At 63.9% G+C, this 12,258-nt stretch carries 10 protein-coding genes; 6 read left to right on the forward strand and 4 right to left on the reverse strand.

Annotated elements, in window-relative coordinates:
• Positions 1-76 precede the first annotated feature (76 nt).
• The gene (locus ASG60_RS06270) at positions 77-1,480 is read right to left on the reverse strand and encodes an AAA family ATPase (protein WP_056384527.1); all 1,404 of its coding nucleotides are present in this window, start codon (positions 1,478-1,480) and stop codon (positions 77-79) included.
• A gap of 410 nt (positions 1,481-1,890) precedes the next feature.
• Between ASG60_RS06270 and ASG60_RS06275 the strand changes: the two genes are divergently transcribed.
• The 4 genes from ASG60_RS06275 to ASG60_RS06290 all read left to right on the forward strand — a co-directional run bounded on the left by ASG60_RS06275 (position 1,891) and on the right by ASG60_RS06290 (position 7,950).
• A complete protein-coding gene (locus ASG60_RS06275; protein WP_082531633.1) occupies positions 1,891-2,823 on the forward strand; it encodes a zincin-like metallopeptidase domain-containing protein in 933 nt (310 codons plus the stop codon).
• 14 nt (positions 2,824-2,837) lie between these two features.
• A complete protein-coding gene (locus ASG60_RS06280) occupies positions 2,838-3,254 on the forward strand; it encodes a hypothetical protein (RefSeq protein WP_056384528.1) in 417 nt (138 codons plus the stop codon).
• 139 nt (positions 3,255-3,393) lie between these two features.
• The gene (locus tag ASG60_RS06285; RefSeq protein WP_056384529.1) at positions 3,394-7,185 is read left to right on the forward strand and encodes an SIR2 family protein; all 3,792 of its coding nucleotides are present in this window, start codon (positions 3,394-3,396) and stop codon (positions 7,183-7,185) included.
• Positions 7,186-7,329: 144 nt separating this feature from the next.
• Positions 7,330-7,950 carry a tyrosine-type recombinase/integrase gene (locus ASG60_RS06290; RefSeq protein WP_056384530.1) on the forward strand — a complete coding sequence of 207 codons (621 nt, stop codon included), beginning with the start codon at positions 7,330-7,332 and terminating at the stop codon, positions 7,948-7,950.
• Between the two features lie 150 nt (positions 7,951-8,100).
• Here ASG60_RS06290 and ASG60_RS06295 read toward each other — a convergent pair whose 3' ends face one another.
• Both ASG60_RS06295 and ASG60_RS06300 read right to left on the reverse strand, forming a co-directional pair.
• Positions 8,101-8,787: a zinc metallopeptidase gene (locus ASG60_RS06295; protein ID WP_056384531.1), complete on the reverse strand. Its 687-nt coding sequence runs from the start codon at positions 8,785-8,787 to the stop codon at positions 8,101-8,103.
• 414 nt (positions 8,788-9,201) lie between these two features.
• The gene (locus ASG60_RS06300) at positions 9,202-10,260 is read right to left on the reverse strand and encodes a hypothetical protein (RefSeq protein WP_056384532.1); all 1,059 of its coding nucleotides are present in this window, start codon (positions 10,258-10,260) and stop codon (positions 9,202-9,204) included.
• 550 nt (positions 10,261-10,810) lie between these two features.
• Between ASG60_RS06300 and ASG60_RS06305 the strand changes: the two genes are divergently transcribed.
• Positions 10,811-11,170 (forward strand): hypothetical protein, encoded by a 360-nt coding sequence (locus ASG60_RS06305; RefSeq protein ID WP_156398819.1) that lies wholly within the window; start codon positions 10,811-10,813, stop codon positions 11,168-11,170.
• A gap of 7 nt (positions 11,171-11,177) precedes the next feature.
• On the opposite strand, the gene ASG60_RS21830 is transcribed toward ASG60_RS06305, so the two are convergent.
• Entirely contained in the window at positions 11,178-11,435 is a 258-nt protein-coding gene (locus tag ASG60_RS21830; protein ID WP_082531634.1) for a helix-turn-helix transcriptional regulator, read from the reverse strand.
• 51 nt (positions 11,436-11,486) lie between these two features.
• On the opposite strand from ASG60_RS21830, the gene ASG60_RS06310 reads away from it, so the two are divergent.
• On the forward strand, positions 11,487-12,113 hold the full coding sequence (locus ASG60_RS06310; protein WP_056384534.1) for a hypothetical protein: 627 nt from the start codon (positions 11,487-11,489) through the stop codon (positions 12,111-12,113).
• Positions 12,114-12,258 lie beyond the last annotated feature (145 nt).

Genomic DNA, 12,258 nt, shown 5'->3' on the forward strand with positions numbered 1-12,258 from the left:
TCCCGCACTCTGGCCGGACGTGGGACGTCGGTTAGGGGTACCTCCTCATACTCCCGAACCTGGATCCGACGCATGGTCATGCCGCGATCGCTCCAGCCGGACCGGCACCGACGTGCAGGGTTGCCTTCACGCGCTCGGCGTCCCAATCCGTGGTGAGCGGATCCCACCACGCCCCCGTATCGTCGAGGAGCTCCGCTTCGTCGGCCCAAAGGCTGTCGGCTTCTTCCTCGAGATCGTCCTCAATGACCTCGACCAGCCCACCCCATTTGCCGAGGGCGGATCTGACCTTATGCAGATCGCCACCGAAGACATCCCGCAGCAGCGGAAGAAGCCAGGCACGCAGCGTATAGGCCACAGCGCGCAACTCGCCATCCGGCTGAATCGTCCAGGCGTGCTCCTCGCGACGGGCGGCGAGCTTATGTGCCATGAGTTCGGAGTGCCCGATCTGCCGGTTCTTGCCGAGCTGCCTCCGGATGTACTGATTCACTCGCCGCAGCAGGGCCTGCAAGTCCACGCCGCCCAACATCTCGATGCGGCTCTCCTCAGGACCGACCCAAATAAAGTCAAATCGACGTCTATAGGCGACGTCGAACTGCGCGATCGATCTATCCGCGCTGTTCATCGTGCCGATGATGTGCAGGTTCGCCGGAAGTGATAGCCTTTCCCTGGAGTATTGCAGCTGCACCTCCTGCCACTCGGGCTGGCCAGCCCTTTTGCTGGGTTCAAGGATAGTGATGAGCTCTCCCCAGAGCCGCCCCGGATCCGCGCGGTTGATTTCGTCGACGACAAGCACAATGGGACCGGGCTCGCCACTTCCCGAGGTCTGTTTTGCCAGGACGGATTCCAAGACGGCACGTAGCCCGCCGGTACTCGTCATCTTAGGTGTTGACCATCCAAGTCGGGCGGCAACGTTCGCTCTTTTCTCTCGCGTTTCCTCGGTCGCACCGGAATAGGAGAGCTCTTGCGGGCCGACGCTCTGCTCGATGCAGTTCTGCACATCGGAGAAGGCGACCTCGTCACGATCGCTGCGCTGATTCTTTCGCTGATCGTGCCGCTTCAGGATCACACGGGAACCCTCGACCTGATCAACCGTGAAACTGGCGCCAGTGCTGCTGACGATGACCTCGCCACGCTTGAAGTGCCGCGCCAGTCCGGGGGTTAAGGTCCCGCAGGCGCGAACCGCCTCCAAGAAGATCCCAGGCTTGATCTTCCATATCAAATTCCCGCCCGAGTCGGTCCCGGGCCGGAAACCCTCAATCCAGTCAGCATACGCGTAGGTGGGATGGAGGGTCGGCGCGATGATCCGGCCCTCCTGCACGAGGTGCCGGTAGCGCTCGCTGATCCCCGCTAAATCGGTCGGCGCCGCGTCCCCTTCTATTATGCGAACGGCGACCTCCTTCGCTTTGGTCGTCTTGCCTGTTCCGGCAGGCCCCTCGAAGATGACGTTGCTGACCTGCGGAGCGCTCCGGTCGCTTGCCATGATCACGTCCTTCCTTAGGCTTCCAAATCGTTCCAACTTGGTACCATGGTAACCATGAATGGCAAGTGGTTCTGATCCGCACCTGGCAGTCAGGAGGTCGGCGGGCCCGGCTCGGCCTCCCGCCTCGACCCGCTCGTCCGGGCGGCGGAAGATTCGGCCCCGCCGGTCCTCCACACACAGAACGGGAACGGCGCTGGACAGCAGCTTCGTATAAGTCACTCTAAAACATAACCAATTTTATGTGTATGGGTCAGCCGTTTCCGGTTTGTCGGGCGTCGGTTTCTAGGATCAAAGATGTTTTAGGCCCGGCCGAGTGCGGTTGATTCTGTCTAGATCGCACCCCTCGCCGTGAAGCTGCTTCCGACCAGTCCGCACCCCGCCCAGCGGTCGCCGGGAGAACCTCAACTTTCATGCCCACCGATCCCTACGCCCGTCTCACCGCCATCATCCTCGCCCAGATCGAGACCGCCGACCCCGCTTCGTGGTCCCCACCCTGGCACGGGACCAACCCGCTTCCCGTCAACGCGCTCACCGGCCGGCGCTACCGCGGGCTCAACGTCCTCGTCCTCTGGGCAACGGCGCAGGCACAGGGCTACGCCGATCCGCGCTGGGCAACCTACCGGCAATGGGCGGCACTCGGCGCTCAGGTCCGAAAGGCCGAACGTGGCACCCCGGTCATCTTCTACAAGGATCTGCCCCCCGACGCGTACGGGGGCGTGGACGCAGATCAGCACGGTCCCCGCTTCGTCGCCCGTGCCTCCCACGTCTTCAACGCCGCCCAGGTCGATGACGCTCCTGATCAAGCGGGTGCGGATCATGCGTCCCCCTGCGTCGATCTGGACGCGGCCGCCGAGCAGATCCTTGCCGACTTCATCGCGGTGACCGGTGCTGTAATCATCCCGGGCGGCACGAGAGCCGCTTACACGCCGGCGACCGACAACATCCGCCTGCCGGATCGCTCCGCGTTTCACACCACAACCGGTTATGCCGCGACGGTTGCCCACGAATTGGTACACTGGACGGGTGCTCCCCATCGCCTGGCGCGTAATCTGAGCACTCGTTTTGGCGATCGTACCTACGCGGCCGAAGAACTTGTTGCCGAGATCGGCGCCGCTTTCATCTCGGCGGATCTCCGTCTCGCCCGCACGCCGCATCTCGATCACGCGGCCTACTGCGCCAACTGGCTGCCACTCCTACGGGCTGATCCCCGCGCCTTGGCAACAGCTGCGAGCCTTGCTGGGCGAGCAGCAGCCTATCTATCTACCTTCCGTGTCGATGCTGACGGGGACATACGATGCAGCATCAGCGGGCATGAGGCGGTCAAAATTGGCGCAGCGGCGTGAATAGGATACCGTCCATGTCCCACCGCGTCCTGCTCACCCTGGCGGCAGAGCTTCTACCCCGATCAGCCCGGCCTGCCGATGCTACGGCGGTGGGGCGCGCCTTCATCGCACTCCTCGCCGCTCGCGAGCGTCAAGCCAGGGCACTCGCCGCGTTCGACCAACTCGCGGATTCTATCGTCTCCTCGGCCGATCCAGAGCCTTCCTTCATCTCAGCGCAGGCATCCGCGGCCAGTCTGGCCGACGAGATTGCCGACTTGGCGTCCGCGGCTCTCATCTCGCCTGCGGAGCAGATCTCAGATCTGCGCCTCAAACTCGCGGTACTGATCGCCGCCAGCGAGCCGCACCCGGACGACGCGTATACGTTTCCCGGCCTTTACCTGCGCGTCCTAATGGCCGACCTGAATCATGGTTTCCCGCCGGGGCAACGGTAGAAATTGACCCTTCTCTGCCATCCGGAAGGTCTGCTTGCGGGCGACTCGGTTAGCCTCGAATGCCTGGGCCTGGCAGAAAGCGACGTGTTTGCTTCGACCAAGCTGCAAGATCATCGCCGCTGCGTTATGTGTCGAACCCATGCGATTTACGGCAAACGGCCCTTCCATCCCCGACGAGCTACTCATCGCGCGGGATGCCGGCGACGTCATCCTCTTCTGCGGCGCCGGGGTAAGCCAGCAAGAGGCGGGCTTGCCGAGCTTCGCCGGGCTCGGACGCGAGGTGATCCGCCTTCTCGGCGCCGCGAAGGACAGCAGAGCCCGCCTCCTGCTCGAAAAGGCGCTCGACCTGGCTCCCATGCCGGGCGTAGGAGGCCTCGTGGCGACCGACCGGGTATTCGGCCTTCTCGAGCGTGAGTTCGAAATTACCGACGTACGTGCGGCCGTGTCGGAAGCTATCCGACCGCGCCCCGATGCCGGCCTAGGCGCCCATCGCGCACTGCTTGACCTTGCGACTGCCCGCGGCACAACCCGTCTCGTGACGACGAATTTCGACCTCCTGTTCGAGTCGTGTGATCCGACCCTGCTCAGCTCCGGGCCACCGAACTTGCCGGATCCGCGTAGCGACCGCGATTTCCGGGGCGTCGTGCACCTGCATGGCCGCGTTGACGAGGGCTACCGGACGGCTCAGGACGACGAGTTCGTTGTCTCCAGCGCCGACTTTGGGCGAGCCTATCTCTCGCTTGGTTGGGCGACGCGGTTCATCCAAGCGCTGCTGTCGCGGTTTCAGATCCTATTCGTCGGCTACACCGCCGATGACCCGCCGGTGCAGTACCTACTGGAAGGGCTCAACCTAAGGGCCGGCACCCGTAATCGGCTCTACGCGCTTCAGCATGGCGACGAGCGTTCCGCCGTGGCGCTCTGGGAGCACCGCGGCGTCCAGGCGATCCCTTTTGACGACTTCGGAGGCCTTTGGGAAACTCTGGGGGCCTGGGCAGCACGCGCCCGCGATGGGCGGGGATGGCACGAAGCGACGTTCGCCAGGGCGGCTTCCGGGCCTAAGGGGCTGCTGCCCCATGAGCGTGGGCAGGTCGCTCACGTTCTTTCGACCGCCGAAGGCGTTCGCCGCATCGTTTTAGCGGCAAAGCCATTGAATGCGGAATGGCTTCTCGTCGCCGATCCTTCGCAGCGCTACGCGCGCCCGGGGGTGAGCATCTCGGCCGACAACGGCGAGCCACCCTTCGACCCCTTCGATGCGCTCGGCCTCGATGACGATCCGCCTCCGCCGCCACCGGACCCGGAAAACTTCCGGCGCGAACGGCCGGTACCTGCGAACGCCATTGACCTCTTTCGATCGAACACCCTCGACCGCGAGCAAGGTGTGCGAAGCTCCGTCGTTTCGCTCCCAAAGCGAACTGGCGAGTTCAATGCCGACTTGCCGCCCCGGCTGCAGGGGATCGGGGTGTGGCTCCGACAAGTGGCGCACCAGCCCATTGCCCTATGGTGGGCAGCGCACCAGCCGGGGCTGCATCCGGCGGTGCTGGAAGGTATCGAGAACGCCCTGCTGCACGACGGAGAGCGCTTTCCCCCGCCCATCCTGCGCGGTTGGCGAATGCTGATCGCTGCTCGGGCCGATCGAAGGCCCGACCCGATGATGCTGAAGTACGACATCGAACGCCGGGCGAAACAGGAGGGGTGGAACGCCTCGCTGGTACGGGAGCTTGCCGCCCTCTATCGCCCGCGGCTTACGGCGCGGGCGGCCTACGGCCTCCCGCACCCAATGGCGTGGAATCCTGAGGATCAAACCGAAAACGTCATCCACGTCGACGTCGATTATCCGCACCCTCACGAGGGCATCGATATTCCCGATACATGGCTTGCGTACGCGGTCTCGTGCTTTCGGGGCAATCTCGATCTATCGATTGCTCTCGAGGGGGAGATCTCCGGGACGGACCGCCTGCATATGCAGACCAGCCGCGGATCGGATGGCGGCCCAGATCCCTCGGACGACAGCTACGGCATCACGGGGCCTATCGTGCGCTTTCAGAGACTGATGGCCCGTCTGGCAACCGTCGATCCTGAGGCGGCGAGGGAGCAGCTCCGTTCCTGGCCGACCCGCGACGAATACGTCTTCGCGCGGCTCCGCATCTGGGCAGCGGGCGCGGGCCTGCTGGACGGAAGGACGGCGGGCGCCGTCTTTAGATCGCTGCCGGATCGAGCGTTCTGGGGTTCCACTCACGAGCGCGACTTCCTGTATGCCCTGCGCGACCGCTGGCGGGACCTTTCGGACGCCGACCGAAGCATCATCGAAGAGCGTCTCCTACGGGGCTCCTACTCATGGGACACCACCGTGCCAGGCAGAGAAGTCGAGCTGGCGGCGTACGACCGGCTGAATCGGTTGCATTGGCTGTCCACTCAGGGGGTGACGTTCAACTTCGACGTGGGCGGGGCAATGGACGCGCAACGGCTCGCGGCGCCACAGTGGACGACGCAGGCGGGAGACAGGGCGGCCGACTCGAATGAGCCGCAGGTGTTCTCCATCGAACGCGACATAGGGCCGGATCCTCTTGACGGAGTCCCCATTGGCGACATTCTGCGCCGGTCGGCGGAGCTTCGGGAAACAAACTTCGCGGAGCGGACCGAGCGCGATCCGTTCCGAGGCCTTGCCGCTTCGAAGCCCGTCCGAGCTCTCGCCGCCCTTGCCCATGCCGCCCGCTCCGGCGAGGCACCCAGATGGGCCTGGTCCGCCTTCCTAGGGACAGAGAACCGGCCCTCGGACCCGCCTCGCCTGGTCCGCTCGATCGCGGCACGTTTGTGTACCCTGCCGCCATCGAGGCTCCACGAGATCGCCTACCCAGTTTCCGTATGGATGGAGGCGGTAGGGGAGCGCTTCTTCGAGGATGTGGCGAATGCTCTACCCGGTCTGTGGCGGGCCTTGATGGCCGCCCTCCGCCTGGAAGATGGGGATGGTCGGCGCAGGGTGCATCGGTCCTGGGCGATGGAGGCGCTGAATGCCCCAGTCGGCAAGCTGTACGGCTTGGCGATAAAGGATCCCGCGACGAAAGAGCTGAAACACGGCGCGGGCTTCCCGTCCTATTGGAAAACTCGGCTCGACGACCTCCTGGCACTACCCGGTGACTTACGCCGGCACGCGCTGGTCATGCTTGGATATCAGGTCACCTGGCTCTTCACCATTGATCGGGATTGGACCGAGGGGTGGATGCTTCGGCTCGTGGACGACGACGGCCCGGATAGCGACGCACTCTGGGAGGGTCTGCTCTGGGCCGCTCATGTACCGCCGCGTCCGCTCTACGGACTGGTCAAGAAAGCTTTGCTGAAGCGCGCAATCCTTGACGGCGGTAGCGATCAAATGGACAGGGCCACGATAGTTGCGGGTTTCCTGCTCGCCGGTTGGGGCAGCACCGACGATGACGGCACGCCTCTCGTCCTGGACGATGAGCTGCGCGAGACCCTAATCCATGCCAGCAACGAATTCCGCCGACGGCTGCTATGGCAACTTGAACGATGGTGTACGGAGCCCGAGGCGCCCTGGCGAGACAAGGTGGGGCCCTTCTTCGAGCGGGTTTGGCCGAAGCAACGGGCCCTGCATACGCCCGAGATGTCCAGCCAGTTGGCGAACTTCGCGCTCGTGAGTGGCGATCTCATGCCGAGGGTCGTCGCGTTGATCCTGCCGCGGCTGGTGCCGATGCGGGATGCGACACTGCGCTTGGATACCGGGAACGCCAACGGCGAGAGAACGCCGGCGCACGACCACCCAGGCCCCCTTCTCGACCTGCTCTGGGCAGTCCTCGGCGAGGATGCGTCGCTGTGGCCCTACCGAATCGAGCATTCGCTCGAAGGGCTTGCTCAAGCTCCCGAAACGGCAGCGGATACAAGGCTTTCCGAGCTTCGCCGGCGCCTGGAGCTGAGGTAGCGAACAACCTGTTTGGATTGAGCGCCGAACCGAAGGTCTGCTTCCGGGCCGAAGGACAAGGTCTGGTAGTAGCACAGAGCTATGACGCGTTCGGATTGCGGTTTGGGTGAGATGCTGATGGCTCCTCGAAAACGGAGTCCCATCATGCCTTCAACGACCGACACAACTCGCCGACCGTGGAACCTTGGCCGTCTCGTTGGTCCCAAACCCCCGTTCAAGCCCAGGCACATCTGGGCGATCCGCACCCGACTGCAGCACGAGGGCCGCACTCGCGACCTCGCCCTGTTCAACACCGCCATCGACAGCAAACTGCGTGGCTGCGATCTCGTCCGCTTGCGCGTGTCAGACGTCCACCTCGGCGACGGCGTCCGCCTGCGCACTACCATCGTCCAGCAGAAGACGGGCCGACCCGTCCCGTTCGAGCTAACCGAGACCACCCGTGAGACGCTCTCTGCCTGGCTTAAGCTGCGGGGACTTCGTGCGAGTGATTGGCTGTTCCCGAGTCGCAGCCGCCCGGGCGAGCACCTGACGACGCGCCAGTATGGTCGGCTCGTCGACGAATGGGTAGCGCTGATAGGCTTCGACCCGGCAGGGTACGGCACCCACAGCCTGCGTCGGACGAAGGTCCCACTCATCTACCGGCGGACAGGCAACCTACGTGCCTGTCAGCTGCTGCTCGGCCACACCAAGCTGGAGAGCACGGTGCGCTACCTCGGTATCGAGGCAGACGACGCGCTGGTCATGTCCGAGCAGACCGACATTTAGCGAACATCGCGGCGGCTTACCCGCAGGCCGCCGCACCCAGTTCCCCGCCGGCCCATAAGGGTCCCAAGCAGCGAATTAGGTCTAACCGGAAAGAGATGGTGCGCTTCCCAGTAAGCGCGACTGGAAAATCCGGCGCTCGCCCCGGAGGTTTTAAAACGGCAGAAGCCGCCGATAGCGGGCAATATTCACTAGCGCAACTAGTGACGAGGCCACGTAAGTAAGAGCGGCGGCGCGCAGAACGGTGCGGGCACCGGGCATGTCGCTGGCGTCGAGGTAGCGACCCGTCTCTAGGATGGGCAGGGCCCGGCGAAAGCTCGCATCAAGTTCAACGGGCAGCGTCAGAAAGTGAAACAGAACGCGAACGCCAAGGAGCGCGATGCCGATACCTACCTGCAGTGCGAGAAGGGCAGGCGAATGGACGAAGGCGAGCACCACGGGCGCGGTCATCATCACCACGGCCGCGGCGAACTCGAAGCCCTGCACGATCGGGGCGAACCTCACCCGCGCCGCGAGGAGCCGGTCTCCCGCCGCGTGCTGGAGCGCATGGGCGACCTCGTGCGCCGCGACCGCGACCGCCGTGATCGAGCGGCCATCATGATTCCCCGGCGACAGTCGCACCACGTTCGCGACCGGATCGTAGTGGTCGGCAGGCGCGACCTCGACGAGGACGTGCTCCAGCCGTGCCAGGTCGAGCAGATGGCGGGCGAGCTCGCCGCCGGTCCCGGGCAAGTCCGTCCGCTCGTTGGCGTGTTGCTGCATTGCCCGGCGCACCCACCACTGGGGGCCGAACACCAGACCGAACAGGAGGGCGGCGCCAAGCGCTAGGAGAACGGGCACGAGGGATATGTAGGCACGCGGCCGTAGCCGTGGAAGCGCGGCACCTTACCCGTGATGCTCACTGTCCGACAATCGCGCGGCCAGGGTCAAAGACCGGGTTGGGTGGAGACCGGACATTGGCCGACGGCGTGAAAGCTGACATTGGCGATTATTTCATCTGAAACCTGCGGTCCGTCACCTTCAAACATGCAGATACCGCAAATCATAAGGTAGCTTTGACTGTTACTGAAAACACCAGACATTCATTTCCGGCGGTTTGCAGCGCACCCAGCAACATCAGGAGATGCCCGGTGTCGGTCATCCGCTACAAGGATCGTCGGAGCTATGCCGAGTGAAGCCGGTAGATTGCGGCTTCCCGTCTGTCAGCTTTTCAGGGCGCAAAAAAGCGAAAAGGCTAGTACTGAACTGCGCTTTCTAAGTCTGGCCCGCCGCTGCAGCAGCATCTGCAACTTCTTGGAGCGTACGGCTTTCGAGTCGTCGTTTCCCGACCTCGCTATGCAGCGGGATCGCAAACACGCAGCCGCCCCGCGCCGCATCTTCGCCATTGAGAAATCTTGCCATCGTATCGATGCCAAGGTCGATCGTCGCAATGCCAAGCTCGCCGCCGAACAAAGCGATGATAGCCACCGTTTTGGTGCCTGCAGGCAGGACTGCCAGGACATGATGATCGGCCTTGACGTGCAGGATCGGGCCTAAGCTCTGCTCGATTTGCGCCGTTAGCGTGCCTTTGATCGCAGGTGGCTTAGCGCCTAGCGGGGTCCACAGTCCTTCCCGCAAGAGATCTCCGCTCCCGCTGAATGTCCACTCCGGACCCAGTACGCGGTGGCCGAGCGCGAGCGCGATCTTGGTCATCAGCTTCGCCACGGCAAACTGAATCGCCGCAACATCGATGGATAGAGAAGCCTTGAACCTTCCTTGATCGGCGCGGTCCGCAAGCATCAACGCGATCTCGATGTCTTCTTCATCTTTGACCTGCCCAAAGGGCGTGAAGATCTTGAGGTTCCGCGCACGAGCCTGCTCCAACCTCTTCTGTAAGAGGAAACGGGTTCGCTCCTCCGTTGTGTCGAAGGAGACGAGCTGCCCCCCTGTGGCGACCGTGCCGGCGACGGTCTGCTCCTTCTGGAATGTGAATGTCACGTCGGCGCCGGCGCTGATCTCCATCGTTGCGTGCGCAGTTGAGCCTTCCTCAAACTGCCCTTTCAGCACGACGCTGGGGATCGTTTGGCGGTTGCCCTTCAGCCCGTACCGGTGGCGGAGCGTCAGATAGGGGAGGAGGCTCGCAACCGCGTCATCGATCTCCTTCCCGGCCCGCGCATTGGCATCGGCCGAGACGTCATCGGTGGTGAGGCCATTCGAGCCGCCAAGCGCCAGGGGCACGATGTGCTCGTGCGATGGCTTCAGCTTCTCGTCCCCGGGCACGAGCGACTTGCCGGTGTAGATACAGCGGCCTGGATTTGGCGTAGACGACGTCATTCGGGCTCCTTCGTCGGGTCAATTCACATCGTCAGCTCCGCGCTCAGCCGACCGCGCATCCCATAGTAGGATCGTTTGAGATCAAGCTCGCCCTTCTCCGTGCGAACCGCCATGTTGGTGGAAGTAGCCCCTTGGGGCTGGCGATTGTCTGACGGTTCATCTGGTGTAGCAGAATCGCGAGCGCGAGCGCAGCGCCATGGTGCGCGTCCTGACACTGATCGACGAACACAGCCGAGCCTGCCTCGCGCTGAAGGTGGCGCGGCGCATCGGCAGACCTAGGCATTTGGGACCAATTGAACTGCCAGCAAGCAGATCTTCCGAACGCCCGAGAAGGGTCGACACCGGAAGGTAGTCTACCTGAAGTGAGTGTCCGGTTTCGGGCGGTGCACTGGGGTCCGCTCCTGGCGCACAGCGGTCGCTGCATTCGGCAACTCGTCCAAAAGCGATGTTCCGATCTCGACGTCCTTCGTGAAGCTCAGCTGTCCGATGCCTCGACAGAGCGAGCTTCTCCTTGAGCGATCACCCTTCCCCCATCCGAACCTTCCTCGTGGTGGCCACCGCCACCCTGATCGGCGCCGGCGCCTTGTGGCTTCACTTCACGAAACCCCGTCTTTCAGCCGGCCTCACGCCGGGCGTTTTGCCAGCCTGCGACAGCCCATTCACCCGCAAGCTTCTCAAGCAGACGATCGAGCAGGCCCCGGCAGCCCGTGCGATCGGCCTCGAGGTTCTGCGCCTGGGCTTCATGCAGCATCACCTCGACGGCGTGCGCGACACCACCCAGTTGCCCGCTCGGGTGTGCGAGGCCGAGGTCTTCGCCAATGCAGGGCGGCAGACACTCGGATTCTCGCTCGAATGGACGAGCGCCAAGAAGGACGAGGTCTGGCTTTCCGTGCCGCAGCTGCCGTGGTGAGGCTGGTTCAGCGACGGCGCCCGCCAGGTAGCGGCCGCGGTGGAGCCTCTCCGGGGGCCGGTGCCACGAACAGATCACCAAGGGGCACGTTCAGCACACCAGCGACCCGATCGAGCAAATCCGCGGTCGGGTTCTCCGCCTGACGTTCCAGCCCACCGAGATACGCGCGATCGATGCCAGCATCAGCTGCAAGCCGCTCCTGGCTCACCCCGCGCTCGACCCGCAAGCGCCGCAAGTTCCACGCTACCAATTCCCGCCCCTTCATGGGGCAGGATCAGCGCCGAGTACGGCCTAGCTAACCACTGGCTATAGCCACATGGATCAGGCATTCCTTCCCAAGGGCGTCACCCTGCAATCGAGCCACCGGATCTCCCGTATGCACGCTTGTCTCAAACCCGGACGTATCACCTCACAGCTTGCGCTCGGCGCCCTCATCCTCCTCGGGTTCATCAAGGGCGTGGCCCCCGTCCAAGCGGCCGAAGTCATCCCCGGCCGCTGTCACATGGACATGTGCTCGTGGTTTTCGATCGAGGAGAAGGACCCTTTTGGCACCGACCGCGACGGAGCCCTGTTCCGAGTGGTGACGAAGTCCTGGCAATCCCAGCACCCCGGCGGCTCCTACGACCGGCGCACGCCGCGACGTGGAGGTGGGACGGCAACGAGCTACGCGCTGTGTTCCAAGACGCATCCCGCCCTTCTCGACGCCGGTACCCCCGGTCGATGGGCGGTGAACGAACTCGACCTCGGTCCCGAGAGCGTGCCGCCCGGAGCAGCCGAGACCGCGACCGCCGTGTACTTCGCTGTCTGCCATGCAGTGGCGGTGACAAACACCGGTGAGGAACTCATCCGCCTGGCGCGTCGCTTCCGCTACCCGGCACCATCGGCTGATGCTGTGAGCCTCCCTGAGACGGTCGACCGACCGGAGGCGATCCTGCGGCGTTGACGCTGTCCGTATAGCCAACTCATTCCGTGAATGCGGTGGGCTGGACGCTGTGAGCGATCTGCCTGACAGCCGAGTTTCCGGGGACCAAGAAACCACTGGCTATAGCCATCATTGATCGCTTAAGCTCGGCCGTGCCCGTCCAACG

The sequence above is a fragment of the Methylobacterium sp. Leaf469 genome, assembly GCF_001424745.1.
Classification (GTDB): domain Bacteria; phylum Pseudomonadota; class Alphaproteobacteria; order Rhizobiales; family Beijerinckiaceae; genus Methylobacterium.